The sequence below is a fragment of the Micromonospora halotolerans genome (genome assembly GCF_032108445.1).
Taxonomy (GTDB): Bacteria; Actinomycetota; Actinomycetes; order Mycobacteriales; family Micromonosporaceae; genus Micromonospora; species Micromonospora halotolerans.
Genome location: NZ_CP134876.1, coordinates 871,594 through 886,717 on the forward strand (window position 1 = coordinate 871,594; position 15,124 = coordinate 886,717).

At 74.4% G+C, this 15,124-nt stretch carries 14 protein-coding genes; 5 read left to right on the plus strand and 9 right to left on the minus strand.

Annotation, left to right across the window (positions count from 1 at the left end; translation table 11 throughout):
* The 8 genes from RMN56_RS03970 to truB all read right to left on the minus strand — a co-directional run bounded on the left by RMN56_RS03970 (position 1) and on the right by truB (position 8,906).
* Complete coding sequence (locus RMN56_RS03970) at positions 1–468, minus strand: GNAT family N-acetyltransferase (RefSeq protein ID WP_313722486.1); 468 nt, start codon at positions 466–468, stop codon at positions 1–3.
* A gap of 186 nt (positions 469–654) precedes the next feature.
* On the minus strand, positions 655–1,590 hold the full coding sequence (locus RMN56_RS03975; protein ID WP_313722487.1) for a helix-turn-helix domain-containing protein: 936 nt from the start codon (positions 1,588–1,590) through the stop codon (positions 655–657).
* Positions 1,591–1,698: 108 nt separating this feature from the next.
* Positions 1,699–2,451: a 4-hydroxy-tetrahydrodipicolinate reductase gene (gene dapB, locus RMN56_RS03980; protein WP_313722488.1), complete on the minus strand. Its 753-nt coding sequence runs from the start codon at positions 2,449–2,451 to the stop codon at positions 1,699–1,701.
* A 59-nt stretch (positions 2,452–2,510) separates the two neighbouring features.
* Positions 2,511–3,905 (minus strand): M16 family metallopeptidase, encoded by a 1,395-nt coding sequence (locus RMN56_RS03985; protein WP_313722489.1) that lies wholly within the window; start codon positions 3,903–3,905, stop codon positions 2,511–2,513.
* A gap of 99 nt (positions 3,906–4,004) precedes the next feature.
* Positions 4,005–6,380: a polyribonucleotide nucleotidyltransferase gene (locus tag RMN56_RS03990; RefSeq protein ID WP_313722490.1), complete on the minus strand. Its 2,376-nt coding sequence runs from the start codon at positions 6,378–6,380 to the stop codon at positions 4,005–4,007.
* Between the two features lie 223 nt (positions 6,381–6,603).
* Complete coding sequence (gene rpsO, locus RMN56_RS03995) at positions 6,604–6,873, minus strand: 30S ribosomal protein S15 (RefSeq protein WP_043962418.1); 270 nt, start codon at positions 6,871–6,873, stop codon at positions 6,604–6,606.
* A gap of 193 nt (positions 6,874–7,066) precedes the next feature.
* Entirely contained in the window at positions 7,067–7,993 is a 927-nt protein-coding gene (locus RMN56_RS04000) for a bifunctional riboflavin kinase/FAD synthetase (protein ID WP_262287275.1), read from the minus strand.
* A gap of 28 nt (positions 7,994–8,021) precedes the next feature.
* Positions 8,022–8,906, minus strand: coding sequence for a tRNA pseudouridine(55) synthase TruB (truB, locus tag RMN56_RS04005; RefSeq protein ID WP_313722491.1), 885 nt, complete (start codon positions 8,904–8,906; stop codon positions 8,022–8,024).
* A 111-nt stretch (positions 8,907–9,017) separates the two neighbouring features.
* On the opposite strand from truB, the gene RMN56_RS04010 reads away from it, so the two are divergent.
* The 5 genes from RMN56_RS04010 (at position 9,018) to RMN56_RS04030 (ending at position 12,901) form a co-directional block, all read left to right on the plus strand.
* Positions 9,018–10,022: a hypothetical protein gene (locus tag RMN56_RS04010; protein ID WP_313722492.1), complete on the plus strand. Its 1,005-nt coding sequence runs from the start codon at positions 9,018–9,020 to the stop codon at positions 10,020–10,022.
* Between the two features lie 61 nt (positions 10,023–10,083).
* Positions 10,084–11,085, plus strand: coding sequence for a hypothetical protein (locus RMN56_RS04015; RefSeq protein WP_313722493.1), 1,002 nt, complete (start codon positions 10,084–10,086; stop codon positions 11,083–11,085).
* 89 nt (positions 11,086–11,174) lie between these two features.
* Positions 11,175–11,474, plus strand: coding sequence for a hypothetical protein (locus RMN56_RS04020; protein ID WP_313722494.1), 300 nt, complete (start codon positions 11,175–11,177; stop codon positions 11,472–11,474).
* A gap of 23 nt (positions 11,475–11,497) precedes the next feature.
* On the plus strand, positions 11,498–11,785 hold the full coding sequence (locus RMN56_RS04025; RefSeq protein WP_313722495.1) for a hypothetical protein: 288 nt from the start codon (positions 11,498–11,500) through the stop codon (positions 11,783–11,785).
* Positions 11,786–11,863: 78 nt separating this feature from the next.
* Positions 11,864–12,901, plus strand: coding sequence for a hypothetical protein (locus RMN56_RS04030; protein ID WP_313722496.1), 1,038 nt, complete (start codon positions 11,864–11,866; stop codon positions 12,899–12,901).
* Positions 12,902–12,952: 51 nt separating this feature from the next.
* Here the strand turns inward: RMN56_RS04030 and RMN56_RS04035 are convergent, their stop codons facing one another.
* The gene (locus RMN56_RS04035; RefSeq protein ID WP_313722497.1) at positions 12,953–14,278 is read right to left on the minus strand and encodes an MATE family efflux transporter; all 1,326 of its coding nucleotides are present in this window, start codon (positions 14,276–14,278) and stop codon (positions 12,953–12,955) included.
* Between the last annotated feature and the right edge of the window lie 846 nt (positions 14,279–15,124).

Here is a 15,124-nt window from a genome sequence, read left to right on the forward strand (position 1 = left end):
TCAGGCCGGGGTGAGTTCGGCGATGAGTTCGTCGTCCTCCATGGCGCCGGTCGGGTGGAAGCCCAGGGAGCCGTAGAGGGTGGCGGCGGCGGTGTTGTCGGGGCGGTAGCTGAGGCGGATCGGTTGTCCGGCCTTGCTGAGCCAGTCGGTGAGGGTCTTCACGGCGGCGCGACCGATGCCCCGGTCCTGCTCGCCGGCGTCGATGACCATGCCGCCGATCCAGCGGGAGCCGTCGTCGTCCACTCCCCACATGACGTGCCCGACCACCGTCTCGTCCGCACACACGGCGAGCGAGGTCCACACGTCCGAGCGCATGGTCAGCACCAGGTAGCGGGCCGCCAGCGCCGGCACGAACGTGCGCTGGTCGTCGCGGGGCGCGACGTCGGCCACCGCCCGCCAGTTGTCGTCGCCCACCGGCCGCAGGGTCACCCGGCGGCCGACGCGGTCACACAGCCCGGAATCGATCATGACGGTCAGCCTAGGACCGGCCCGCCCGCCGGGCCATCGCTTTCGCCGGAGCCGAAGCCACCGCACCGGGCCGTGCCCGACGACCCGGCACGTCGACGGCGACCGTCGGCCTTGATCGGCACCGGTACCGCCGAGGTGGCGGTGTCGGACACCGCCACCTCGGCGAGCCGGGCCGGCCAGCGCGGGTCAGCCGGCCGCGGTGGTCGCGGCGGCGTCCAGGTACGGGCGGGGGTCGCCGGCGCCCAGGTCGGTGATCCCGGCGCTGTGCAGGGCGCCGATGGCCAGGGTGCGGCGCACGGCGGCGAAGGTGATCACGTGGCCGATGGTGCCGCCCAGGGTGTGGGTGGTCGGCGGCGTGCAGGTGGTGTCGACGAAGGTGTCCGCCAGGGTGCCGGCGTCGAGCGTCCGGGCCACGAAGGCCCGCCAGTCGCGGCCGGCGACCGCGTGCCGGGCGGCCAGCCCGGACACGGACCGGTCGCTCTCGTCGGGCCACTCGCCGCCGCGCAGCGCCGACAGCCAGTGCTCCTCCTGGGTGACCATGGCGTTGATCAACGAGCGGAGCGTCGGCTGCTCGTCGATGGTCTCCACGGACACGGTGACGGGCCGGTCGAGCACCTCGTCGCCGAGGGTGCCCGCGCGCTCGATGATCGCGGTGAGGGTCTGGACGTGGTGGTCGACCAGGTGCTGGAGGACGTTCATCGGAGTCTCCTGACGTGTCGCGGGCAGCCGCAGGCCGCCGGGCGGTTGGAAGTGGACGCCGCTGGGGCAGGGCAGCTCCAGCTCGCGGAAGGTCAGCGGCGGGCGGCGTCGGAGCAGGGTGGGTGCGGTGCCGTACGACCGCTGGAAGGCGCGGGTGAACGCCTCGTGCGAGCCGTACCCGGCCTCGACGGCGATGTCGAGGACGGTCCGGTCGCTGGTGATGAGCCGGTGCGCGGCGCGCTCCAGGAGCAGGCGGCGGCGCAGTGCGCCCGGCGGTTCCCCGGTGGCCGCGGCGACCAACCGGTCGAAGTGGAACCGGGACAGGTGGGCCCGGGCGGCCAGATCCGCCGGCCCGGTCTCCGGGTCGTCCAGGGCTTCCTGGAGCCAGTCGAGGAGGCCGGTGAGTCCGTCCGTCTGGGTCATGTGCACAGCGTGCACCCGGCCGGGGCCGTGCCGCTTGATCGCCGTTGCGCACCCGCGCCGGGCGGGAGGCCGCCGTCCGGGGTACGGCCGGCCGCGGGTGCGGGGAGGTCAGTCGAGCAGGGCGTCCAGGCCCACGGTGAGGCCCGGCCGGCGGCGCACCTCGCGCACCGCCAGCAGCACGCCGGGCATGAACGAGGCCCGGTCGTACGAGTCGTGCCGGATGGTCAGCGTCTCGCCGGTGGTGCCGAAGAGCACCTCCTGGTGGGCGACCAGACCGGTGGCGCGGACGGCGTGGACGCGTACCCCGTCGATGTCGGCGCCGCGGGCGCCGGGCACCTCGTCCCTGGTGGCGTCGGGGGTGGGGCCGAGACCGGCCTCGGCGCGGGCCTGCGCGACGAGCCGGGCCGTGTGGGTGGCGGTGCCGCTGGGGGCGTCCAGCTTGCGGGGGTGGTGCTGCTCGATGATCTCGACCGACTCGAAGTGCCGGGCCGCGCGGGCGGCGAACTGCATCATGAGCACCGCGCCGATGCCGAAGTTGGGCGCGATCACCACGCCGACGCCGGGCTTGCCGGCGAGCCAGCCGCGCACCTGGTCGAGGCGCTGCTCGGTGAAGCCGGTGGTGCCGACGACCGCGTGGATGCCCTGGTCGATGCACCAGCGCAGGTTGTCCATGACGACGTCGGGGGTGGTGAAGTCGACGACCACGTCGGCGCCGGAGGCGGCGGACAGGTCGTCGCCCTGGTCGACGGTGGCCACCAGGTCGAGGTCGCCGGCCGCGTCGACGGCCTTGCAGACCTCCATGCCCATCCGGCCGTGGGCACCCAGCACGCCGACCTGGGTCTTCTCCTGCTCGTCACTCACGGGGCACAACCTATCCCAATCGGGACGCGGCCACCCCGACGGACCGGCAAGCGGGACGGTCAGCGCGCGGCGAAGGCGGACTCGTCGAACGGGCCCACCACGGCGAGGGACATCGGCCGGGCGAGCAGGTCGGCGGCGAGGCCGTTCACGTCGTCCAGCGTCACCGCGTCGACCCGGGCCAGCAGCTCGTCGACCGGCATGAGGTTGCCGTAGAGCAGCTCGCCCTTGGCCAGCCGGCTCATCCGGGAGCCGGTGTCCTCCAGGCCGAGGACGAAGGAGCCCTTGCTCATCCCCTTGCCCCGGGCCAGCTCGGCCTCGCTGATCCCCGTGGCGGCCACCCGCTGGAGTTCGGCGCGGGTCAGGTCCAGCACCTCGTCCACCTTGCCCGGCGCGCAGCCGGCGTAGACGGCGAACAGGCCGCTGTCGGCGTACTGGCTGGCGTAGGAGTAGACCGAGTAGGCCAGGCCGCGCTGCTCGCGGATCTCCTGGAACAGCCGGCTGGACATGCCGCCGCCGAGCACGTTGTTGAGCACCCCGAGGGCGAAGCGCCGCTCGTCGGTGCGGTCGATGCCGGGGCAGCCGAGGATGACGTGCGCCTGCTCGGTCTCCTTCGGCTCGACCAGGGTGGCGGCCGGCTTGGTGCGTACCGCCGGGGTGGCCGGCCGGTGCGCGGCCGGCGCGGCCGGGTCGGTGTCCAGCGGGGTGCCGCGCAGCGCCTGCCGGACCAGCTTCACCACGGCGGTGTGATCGAGGTTGCCGGCGGCGGCGATGACGATCTGCGGCGCCGCGTAGCGGCGGCGGTAGAAGCTCTGGATCTGCCGCCGGGTCATCGGCGTGACCGTCTCCTCGGTGCCGGAGATCAGCCGGCCGAGGGGGTGGTCGCCGTAGACGGCGCGGGCGAACAGGTCGTGCACCTCGTCGCCGGGCTCGTCGTCGTGCATGGCGATCTCTTCGAGGATCACCCCGCGTTCGGTCTCCACGTCGGGCGCGGCCAGCACCGAGTCGGCCACCAGGTCACACATGACGTCGATGGCCAGCGGCAGGTCCTCGTCCAGCACGCGGGCGTAGTAGCAGGTGTATTCCTTCGTGGTGAAGGCGTTGGTCTCGCCGCCCACCGCCTCGATCTCCGAGGAGATCTCCAGCGCGCTGCGCTTGTTGGTGCCCTTGAAAAGCAGGTGCTCCAGGAAGTGCGCGGCGCCGGCCTGCGGCCCGGTCTCGTCGCGGGAGCCCACCGCCACCCAGATGCCGAACGAGACGCTGCGCATGGCCGGGATCGCCTCGGTGAGCACGCGCAGGCCGCTGGGGAGCACGGTGCGGCGGACGGTGCCGCCCAGCGGGTCGTCGCTGAGGGTGCGGGTGATCGCCCGGGCGGCTCCGCCCGCGGGGCGCGCGACCCCGGGCGACGTGACCCCCCGTCGAGCCGCCGGGGAGGACGAACGCCGGGTCCGACTCACGAGGAACCTGCTCTCAGTTCGACGAGGGGTGGGTGGTGCGGTGATGACGAACGAAGCCGGCCGGGTGACGCCGTGGGCGTCACCCGGCCGGTCGGTGGATCAGCTGTGCCGGGTGCGGCGCCGCGGACGGCCGTCGCCGCCGCCCTCGCCGCCGCCCTCGCCGCGCTCCGGGCCCCGGCCGCCGCGGTCGCCACCGCGCTCACGGTCGCCGCGGTCCCGGGGGCCACGGTCGCCGCCGCGGTCCCGGCCGGCCGGACGCTCCTCACCCGCGGCCTCGCCGGCGGCCGGCGCCTCGGCGCCCTCCGGGCGGACCTTGTCCAGGTAGATCTTGCCGCGGGCGTCGATGTCGGCGATCTCGACCTCGACGCGGTCGCCGACGTTGAGGAAGTCCTCGACCTTCTCGACCCGCTTGCCGTCGCCCACCTTGGAGATGTGCAGCAGGCCGTCGCGGCCCGGGAGCAGCGAGATGAAGGCGCCGAACGCGGCGGTCTTCACCACGGTGCCGAGGAACCGGTCGCCGACCTTCGGCAGCGTCGGGTTGGCGATCGCGTTGATCCGCTCGACCGCGGCCTGGGCCGACGGGCCGTTGGTCGCGCCGACGTAGATGGTGCCGTCGTCCTCGATCGAGATCTCGGCGCCGGTCTCGTCCTGGATGGCGTTGATGGTCTGGCCCTTCGGGCCGATCACCATGCCGATCTTGTCGACCGGGATCTTCACGGTGGTGACCCGCGGAGCGTAGTCCGACATCTCGGCCGGCGCCTCGATGGCCCGCTGCATCACGTCGAGGATGGTCTGCCGGGCCTCGTACGCCTGCTGCAGCGCGGCGGCCAGCACGTCCGACGGGATGCCGTCGAGCTTGGTGTCGAGCTGCAGCGCGGTGACGAACTCCCGCGTGCCGGCGACCTTGAAGTCCATGTCACCGAACGCGTCCTCGGCGCCGAGGATGTCGGTCAGCGTCACGTACTGGGTCTTGCCGTCCACCTCGTCGGAGATGAGGCCCATGGCGATGCCGGCGACCGGCGCCTTCAGCGGCACACCGGCCGAGAGCAGGCCCAGCGTCGAGGCGCAGACCGAGCCCATCGAGGTGGAGCCGTTGGAGCCGAGCGCCTCGGAGACCTGCCGGATGGCGTACGGGAACTCCTCGCGCGACGGCAGCACCGGGATCAGCGCGCGCTCGGCGAGAGCGCCGTGGCCGATCTCGCGCCGCTTCGGCGAGCCGACCCGGCCGGTCTCACCGGTCGAGTACGGCGGGAAGTTGTAGTTGTGCATGTAGCGCTTGCGGTTCTCGGGGGACAGCGTGTCCACCATCTGCTCCATGCGCAGCATGTTCAGCGTGGTGACGCCCAGGATCTGGGTCTCGCCGCGCTCGAACAGCGCCGAGCCGTGCACCCGCGGCAGCACGCCGACCTCGGCGGTCAGCGGGCGGATGTCCCGCGGGCCGCGGCCGTCGATGCGGACCTGCTCGCGCAGCACCCGGTTGCGGACCTCGGACTTGGTCAGCGACCGGAAGGCGGCGGAGAGCTCCTTCTCGCGGCCCTCGAACCGGCCGCCGAGCTCCTCGGCGACCTTGGCCTTCACCCGGTCCAGGGCCTCCTCGCGGTCCGCCTTGCCGGCGATCTTGAGGGCCTCGGCGACCTCGGCGCGGGCCACCTCGGCCACGGCCTCGTACGCATCGTCGGAGTAGTCCAGGAAGACCGGGAACTCGGCGACCGGCTTGGCGGCCACCTCGGCCAGCTCGCTCTGCGCGCGGCACAGCTCACGGATCGCCGGCTTGGCGGCCTCCAGGCCGCTGGCCACGATCTCCTCGGTCGGCGCGGTGGCGCCGTCCGAGATCAGGGCCACGGCGTGCGGCGTCGCCTCGGCCTCGACCATCATGATCGCGACGTCGCCGTCCGGCAGCGCCCGGCCGGCCACGACCATGTCGAAGGTGGCCCGGGCCAGCTCCTCCAGGGTCGGGAAGGCGACCCACTGGCCGTCGACGTGCGCGACGCGGGTCGCGCCGATCGGGCCGGAGAACGGCAGGCCGGAGAGCTTGGTCGACATCGAGGCGGCGTTGATGGCCACCACGTCGTACGGGTGCTGCGGGTCGAGGGCCAGCACGGTCTCGACGACCTGGACCTCGTTGCGCAGGCCCTTGACGAACGACGGGCGCAGCGGCCGGTCGATCAGCCGGCAGGTGAGGATGGCGTCCTCGCTGGGCCGGCCCTCGCGGCGGAAGAACGAGCCGGGGATCCGGCCCGCGGCGTACATCCGCTCCTCGACGTCGACGGTCAGCGGGAAGAAGTCGAACTGCTCCCGGGGCTGCTTGCCGGCGGTGGTGGCGGAGAGGACGACCGTCTCGCCGAGCTGGGCGATGACGGAGCCGGCGGCCTGACGGGCCAGCCGGCCGGTGGAGAAGGTGATCTCGCGGGTGCCGAAGGACCCGTTGTCGATCACAGCGGTGCGGGATTCGGTGCCGAGGTTGGTCTCGGTCATGTGCTGTGGTGCTCCTTCGCGTCGTCGGCTCACGACACGGGGAACTGCTCAGGCGGCCGGTCTTCGATCGAAGCGCCCGGGTGGCCGGCATGATGCCGGGGTGCCCGGGGGCCACTACCGGAGACCGGTGCGCTGACCGGTTCCCTCTCGGTCGGTCGTGTGGCCGGGTTCTTCTGGTGGTACCGAAACGGGGGAGCGGCCGCGTGGCCACTCCCCCGTCACGTCATCGGCGCAGGCCGAGCCGCTCGATGAGCGACCGGTAGCGGTTGATGTCCTTCTTCTGGACGTAGTTGAGCAGCCGGCGGCGACGGCCGACCAGCAGCAGCAGCCCGCGGCGGCTGTGGTGGTCGTGCTTGTGCACCTTCAGGTGCTCGGTGAGCTCGGCGATCCGCTTGGTGAGGACCGCGACCTGCACCTCCGGCGAACCGGTGTCGCCCTCGGCGGTCGCGTACTCCGCACGGATCTTGGCCTTGGCTTCCTGGTCGAGCGCCATGTTCTCCCTGTTTCGTGGAACGTTAGATGAGGTCCGGATCGGTCGGAGTGACCGGGAAACGGACCGGTTCCTCGCACCCGCGGCGTCGTGCAGGCACGCGAGGCCCCACGTCGGTCAGCCGACGTCCCCGCCAGCCTACCAGCCCGGCCGGGAACCGCCCGGTGAAGGGCCGCGAAGCGGCCGGTCGGCGCGCTCAGCCGACCGCCCGGCGGGTCCGCTCCACGTCCTCGGCCATCTGGGCCACCAACGGCTCGATCGCGTCGTACCTCCGTTGTTCCCGCAGGTGCGCCACGAAGTCCAGGGCTAGCCGCTCGCCGTAGAGGTCGCCGCTGAAGTCCAGCGCGTACGCCTCCACCCGGCGCTCCCGGCCGGAGAAGGTCGGGTTGGTGCCGATGGAGACCGCCGCCGCGAGTGGCTCCCCGCCCCGGCGGACCAGCCGGGCCGCGTACACCCCGTCGGCGGGGATGGCCGCGTACCGGTGGGTCAGCAGGTTGGCCGTCGGGTAGCCCAGCTCACGCCCGCGCTGGTCACCACGGACCACCACGCCCTCGACCCGGTGCGGGCGGCCCAGCGCGGCGGCCGCCGCGGCCACGTCGCCCGCGTCGACGCAGGAGCGGATGTACGTGGAGGAGAACACCGTGCCCGCCTCGGCGACCAGCGGGGCGCCCTCCACCCCGAAGCCGAAGGTGCGACCCAGCCGCTCCAGCAGCGCCACGTCCCCGGCCGCGCGGTGCCCGAACCGGAAGTTGTCGCCGACCACCACGAGCGCGGCGTGCAGGTGCTCGACCAGGACGTCGTGCACGAACGCCTCGGCCGGCAGCCGGGAGAACTCCGGGGTGAACGGCACCACACAGAGCACGTCGACGCCGAGCGCCTCGATCAACTCGGCCTTGCGGGCCGGCTCGGTGAGCACGGCCGGGTGCGAGCCGGGGCGCACCACCTCGGCCGGGTGCGGGTCGAAGGTCACCACCACCGACTTGACGCCCAGCTCGCGGGCGCGCGCCACGGCGTGCCCGATGGTGGCCTGGTGGCCCTTGTGCACGCCGTCGAAGACGCCGATGGTGACCACCGAACGTCCCCAGCCGCCGGGCGCCGCCTCGTACCCCCGCCACCGCTGCATGCCGCTCCTCCCCTGTCCGCCCGCGCCGTCAGGCGGGGGCCAGCACGATCTCCGCGCGGGCCCGGCCGTCCCGCTCGCTGACGATAGCGATCAACCCGCCGCCCGGGCCGAAGACCGCGTACGGCCCGGCGATGCCCGCCGGGTCCAGCGGCCCGCCGTGGGAGAGCACCCTGGCCTCCTCGGGCGTGGCGTCCCGGCGCGGGAAGAACCGGCCGGCGGCCGCGTCCAGCGGCAGGTTCACCACGTCCGGCGCGCGCTGCTCCAGCGCGTCGAGGGTGGCCGCCTCGGCCAGGGTGAACCCGCCGACCGCGGTGCGGCGCAGCGCGGTGAGATGGCCGCCGACCCCGAGCGCCAGGCCCGCGTCCCGGGCGATGGCCCGGATGTACGTCCCGGACGAGCAGGTGACGTCCACGTCCACGTCCACCACGTCCGGGGCGTCCCGGCGGATCGCCAGCACGTCCAGCCGGGAGATGGTCACCCGGCGGGCCGGCAGCTCGACGCTCTCCCCCTCGCGGACCCGCTTGTACGCCCGCTGCCCGTCGATCTTGATGGCGCTGACCGCGCTGGGCACCTGGTCGACCTCGCCGGTGAGCGCCTCGAGCGCGGCGCGGACCGCGTCGTCGGTCACCGTGCCGGCCGGGGTGGTGGCGATCACGTCGCCCTCGGCGTCGTCGGTGACCGTCGCCTGGCCGAGCCGGATGGTCGCGGTGTAGCTCTTGCCGGCGCCGATCACGTAGGTGAGCAGGCGGGTGGCCCGGCCCACGCCGATCACCAGCACGCCGGTGGCCATCGGGTCCAGCGTGCCGCCGTGCCCCACCCGCCGGGTCCGGGCCAGCCGCCGGATCCGGGCGACCACGTCGTGCGACGTCATGCCGCCGGGCTTGTCGACCACGATCAGACCGTCTGCGCTCACGACGGCCAAGCCTGCCAGACGGCGGTGATCGGCCCTGCGGGGGATACCGCCCCGATCGAGCCGGGTGTCAAGATCATGCGCCCCTCACCCCCCTCCTGTCCGGGAAGCACGATGAGCAGCGACGACTTCACCCCCGAGCCACCGCGGCCCGGCCGCCCCTCCGGGGGCGGCCCCGAGGAGATCCCGGACTGGGTACGCCAACTGGAGCGGGAGATCCGGCTCGGCCCGGCCGCCCGGCTGCGCATCTGGCTCGGCCGGCACGCCCGCGGCCTGCGCCTCGGTGTCGGCGCGGTGCTGGTGCTCGCGCTGCTCGCGTACCTCGGCGCGGCCGGATACCGCTATGTCCAGCGCCCGGCCGACCCGCCTCGCGCGTACCCGACGGTGCGCCCGCCCGCCGGCATCGAGGCAACCACCTCGGCGTCGCCGCCCCCGTCCGCCGGCCCCTTCGACGGCACCCCCGCGAGCGCCTTCCCGGAGGGCGCGGCCGGGATCACGCTGCCCGCGGCGAAGGCGACCGGCGGCTTCACCGCGAAGCAGGTGTCCGCCGCGCTCACGAAGATCCGGACCGCGCTGGTGACCGCCCGGCTCGACCGCGCCTTCATGACGGCGAAGGACCGGGAGCGCCTGGTGCGCCAGTTCGCCCCGGACGCCCGCCAGCACGTCCGCGAGGAACTCAGTGACGCGGAGTTCGTCAGCCTGGCCACCCGGCTCGCGCCCGGTGCCCGGCTGCTGCCGGACCAGCCCCGGGTGCAGGGCCGGGTCACCTACCGGGCGACCCGGGACGGGCAGGGTTTCCGGGTACTCCGGGTGACCACCAACTTCGTCTGGGCGTACGCCTTCCAAGGCCCGCGAGTCGTGCCCGGCGACGGGGTGGTGGTCGTGCACGACACCCTGGTCTGGGAGGTCCCCCACCCGGACGACGTCCGGTCCCGGGACAACGGTCTCTGGGTCACGGACATTCGCTCATACGTCGCGAACGTCGACTGCGCGGCCATCCACAAGGGGCTCCTCGACCTGGGCAAGGGGGGCGACGGGAAGCCGGTCGCCACCCCCACGCCGGACGCCGACTCCCTGTACGACCCCGACCGCTCGCTGGACATCCCCGACACCTGCTGACCCGGCACGTCCGGCTGCCGGCCCGCCCGTCCCCCACCTCCATGAACCGCCGGGAACCGAGATGACCTACCACCCCCCGACCCCCGAACCCCGCCGCCCCGACCAGGCGTACCCGCCCGCCGACGGGCTGGGGACGGTTCCCGACTGGCTCCGCCAGCCGGCCGTGGCGGCCGAGCCGGACCGCTCCGGCCGGTGGCGCATCCGGCTGAGCCACCACTCGGGCAGGCTGATCGGCGGCGTGGCGGCCCTGCTGGTGCTCGCCTTCTTCGGGCTGGTCGTCACGGGCGGCTACCTGGGCGTCCAGCGCTGGGCGGCGACGCCGACGGCGTACCCGACGATCAGCCAGCCGGTCGGCGAGCAGGTCCTCTCGTCCGCGTCACCGCCCCCGGCGGCCGGCGCCTTCGACGGCACCCCGGCCGCCCACTTCCCGGAGGGGGCGGCCGGGATCGCCCTGCCCGCCGCGAAGCGGACCGGGCCGTTCACGGAGAAGCAGGTGGCCGCCGCGCTGACCAAGGTCCGCAAGGCACTGGTCACCAGCCGGCTGGACCGGAGGTTCATCACCTCGAAGGATCCGGACCGGCTGCTGCGGCAGTTCGCCCCGGACGCGCGGGCCGACCTGCGCGAGGACTTCACCTCCGACGCCTTCGCCACCTACGCCACCCGGCTGGCGCCCGGCGCGCGGATCACCACGGACCAGCCGCGGGTGAAGGGGCGGATCAGCTACCGGGCCACGAAGGACGCCCAGGGCATCCGCATCCTGGAGATCACCAGCAACTTCGTGTGGGCGTACGCCTTCCGGACCAGCGGTGGGCTGCCCGGCGACGGGGTGGTCGTGGTGCACGACACGGTGGTCTGGAGCGTGCCGCACCCCGGCGACGTGCGGAGCGGCTCCAACGGGCTCTGGATCGAGAAGTCCGACTCGTACGGCTCCAACATCGACTGCGCCGCGTTCGACAAGGGACTGCTCGACGTGGGCAGCCCCACCTTCGGCGGCCCGGAGGACCCGGACCCGGACGCCGTCTTCGACCCGGACCGCACCCTCGACGTCCCGGACACCTGCTGACTCGAACCCCGGGCACGGGGTCGCGGCGCCGACCCCGTTCCGGCAGACTGCCGCCGCCCTCGTCACCCCCACCTGCAAGGAGCCCTCGCATGAGCACCACCCCGCCGTCGCACGAGCACCGCCCACGGGTCGACCTGCCCGAGTGGATGCGGAACCCGGAGCCGCCGCGGCGCACCCTCGGCCGCCGCCTCTCGGACTTCGTCGACGGCGCGCCTCCGCTGGCGGCGGCACGCCGCCGGCTCTGGGCATGGCGGGACCGCACCCGGTTCAGCGAGCGGCACCCCGCACTGTCCGCGATCGTGTCCTTCGTGGTGGTGGGCGTGGTGGCCACCGCCCTGGTGGTCGGCACGCTCTACCTGTTCAACAAGATCACGCACCACGAGATCTGACCCGCGGGGAGCGCATCCGGCTCGTGTGGTCCCGGGAGCGCGGCAAGCGCCACGTCGCCTACGTCGTGCTGCTGGCGCTGGCACTCCTCGGCGCCACGGCCACGCTCGGTCACGTGGGTCGACCGGGTCCGGGCCGGCACCGCACAGCCGACGGCCTCTCCCACGCCGTCTCCGGTGCCACTGAGCCGGGTCGGCGAACCGCGGGACCTCTTCGCACGGAGCGCAGCGGCGACTTCGCGGTCGGCGAGGAGGCGCTCACGCTGTCCCGGGCCACCGCTACCGGACCGTTCACCGCTGCGGAGGTGGCCTGAGGGAGCCGAGGGCTACCGCATCGGGCGACAAGGTGGGACACTCGGTGACATCTCGCCCACTCCTGACCGGGGGCCGCGATGACCGACGATCGGCCGGACTCCGCACCACCGCGCCAGCCCGCCGCACCACCGCGCCAGCCCGCCGCGCCGCCGGGCCACCGGCCCGGACCGCCGGCGGGGCCGGAGTGGCAGCGCTGGTCGCCGCCCGTCGCGGGTGATCCAGGCCGCGACGGCGGGCTGCGGGGCTGGCGCAGGCGGCACCCCGGCTCGCTGCTGACCGGCGTGACGGCGCTGCTCGTGCTCGCCTTCGTCGGGGTGGTGGGCGGCGCCATCCTGGTGTCGATGCCGTCCGCGCGCGGGCGGCCGGTGGTGTTCCCGACGTTCGGCCCGCCGGCCGCCACGTCCGCGGCGCCGGTCGCCACGTCCGCCGCGCCACCGCGGGCGTCCGGCCCGTTCGACGGCACCCCGGCCGCCGGGTTCGCGCAGGGACAGGCGGGGATCGTGCTGCCGGCGGCGAAGCGGACCGGACCGTTCAGCGAGAAGCAGGTGGCGGCCGCGCTGGCGAAGGTCCGGCCGGTCCTGGTGACGGCGCGACTGGACCGCCGGTTCATGACCACGGACGATCCGGAGCCGCTGATCCGGCAGTTCGCCCCCGACGCCCGCGCCGGCCTGCGCAAGAGCTTCGCGTCCGACGCCTTCGCCGCGTACGCCACCCGGCTGGCACCCGGCGCTCGGCTCACCGCCGACCGGCCCCGGGTGAAGGGCCGGATCAGCTACCGGGCCACCACGGACGCCGACGGCGTCCGGATCCTGGCGGTGACCACCAACTTCGTCTGGGCGTACGCCTTCCAGACCAGCGGCACCGCACCGGGCGACGGGCTGGTCGTCGTGCACGACACCGTGGTCTGGAGCATGCCGCATCCCGACGACGTCAAGCGCGGCTCGGAGGGACTGTGGGTCGAGGACGCGAACTCGTACACCGCCAACGTCGACTGCGCGGCCTTCGACAGGGGACTGCTCGGCCCGGGCACGCGCGGCTTCGGCGGCCCGGACGGTCCGGACCCGGACGCGGTCTTCGACCCCGCCGCGACGCTGGACCTCCCGGACACCTGCTGAGCCGGTCGACCCGGGACCGCCATCGCGGGGCCGCGATGATCCGGAGAGCGGTCAGCGGACCGCGCCGACCACCGCCCAGCCGCCGGAGCGCAGCCGCAGCAGCAGGGCGACCAGCCGGAGCACCACGAACAGGGTCAGCCCCGCCCAGATGCCGCCCAGCCCGAGGTCGAGCCCGTAGGCCAGCCAGATGGCCGGCAGGAAGCCGCCCAGCGCCGCCACGATGGTCAGGTTGCGCAGGTAGCGCACATCCCCCGCGCCGATCAGCACGCCGTCGAGCGCGAACACCACGCCGCCGATCGGCTGGAGCGCCACGAACCAGGGCCAGGCCACCATGGCCTGCTCGCGTACCTGCGGATCGGAGCTGAACCACGACGGCACCAGGCCGGCGCCGGCGGCGATGAGCACCGCGAACGCCACGCCGCAGAGCCCGCCGAGCAGGGCGATCCGCCGGGCGAGGGCGCGGGCCGCCACAGCGTCGCCGGCGCCGAGCGCCGCGCCGATCAGGGACTGCGCGGCGATCGCCAGGGCGTCCAGCACCAGGGCGGTGAAGAACCAGAGCTGCACGGCGATCTGGTGCGCGCCGACCGCGGCAGCCCCGAACCGGGCGGCCACGGCGGTCGCGGACAGGAAGCTGGCCTGGAAGGCGACCCCCCGGATGAGCAGGTCCCGGCTGAGCGCCAGCTGCTGGCCGATCAGCCGGGGCCGGGGGCGCAGCGGGAGCCGCTCGCGGACCAGGGCCGCCGCGAACAGGCTGCCGGAGATGGTCTGCGCCACCGCGTTCGCCACGGCCGAACCGGCCAGGCCGAGCCCGGCCGGGTAGACCAGCAGCGGGCAGAGCAGCGCGGAGAGCAGGTTGGGGCCGAGCACGAAGAGCAGCGGGCGGCGGGTGTCCTGGATGCCGCGCAGCCAACCGTTGCCGGCCGCCGCCAGCAGCAGGCCGGGCGCGCCGAGGGCCGCGATCCGCAGCCAGGTCGCGGCGGCGTCGGCCACGTCGCCGGGGCCACCGGCGAGGGTACGCGCCAACCACCCGCCGCCGACCTGCATGGCGAGCGCCACCAGCACCCCGACGCCCAGGGCGAGCCAGGACGCCTGCACGCCCTCGGCCACCGCGGCGGCCCGGTCGCCCGCGCCGAACCGCCGGGCCGACCGCCCCGTGGTCCCGTACGCCACGACGGTGCCCAGCCAGGCGGTCAGCGTCAGCACGGTGCCGCCGATGGCGAGCGCGGCGAGGGGAACGCGGCCCAGGTGCCCGACCACGGCCGTGTCGACCAGCACGTAGAGCGGCTCGGCCGCGAGGACCACGAGGGCCGGCAGGGCGAGCGCGGCGATCCGCCGGGCCGTGGCGGACGGGACGGCGGGCGCGACTGTCTGACTCATCGCCGCCGATCCTGGCACGCCCCCCGTAAGGCCCGCAACCCTGCCCACTACTTACCGGCCGACTCCCCCGCGACGATCATGAAGTTAGGGGCGGTGTCGATCTCCGAAACTGCCGCCAACCTCATGATCAACCCGGTGGGGTGGGGCGCGGTGTGGCCAGTGGCGGTGCAGCACCCGGACGAGGCAGCGCAGCCGGGTGGGTCGCAGAGCACCAGGAGATCGGCGGCGGGGCAGGCCGAGATTGAGGGCGTGGCGGCGTAGTTGCCGTCCATCGCCCGGGCCGGGCGGCGGCGAGTGCGGCGGCGTCGGCGCGGAAGTCGGCCTCCCCTGCGGGCACCCAGCCGGGGCGACAGTAATGCCGGTCGAGGTGGATCAGCGGCAGGTCGAGCCGGCGGGCGACCTCCCGGGCGAGCGTGCTCGTGCCGGCGCCCGCGCTGCCGACGATCAGGATCCGGCGCACCGCGTGACGGTAGCGCCGTGCGGGGCGCAGGGGCGACCGGAGCGGCGGTGACGTCGTGGCTACGGCGTCACCGCCGGGCGGCCACCGTCACTGACGGGTGTCCATCGAGGTCTGCAGTGCGCGGCGCATCTGCTCGCGCGCCTCGTCGGTCGTGTTCTCGGTCTGCGGCTTGCGCTTGGTCGCCATGGGAGTTCCCTTCCCGGGTGCGGACCGCCGAGCACGGCGGCCCTCATGGGCGCCGACGGTCCCACCCGGCGCGACCTCCGCCGCGCCGCGACGTGGAGTCGTCGGCCTGCTGAGCGCCGGCGGTGCGGTCCGGGATCACCGGAGCGGCTCGCTGGCAGCGTGTGCCCGGGTCGGTCTGACCCTGGAGGGAGGCGGCACCG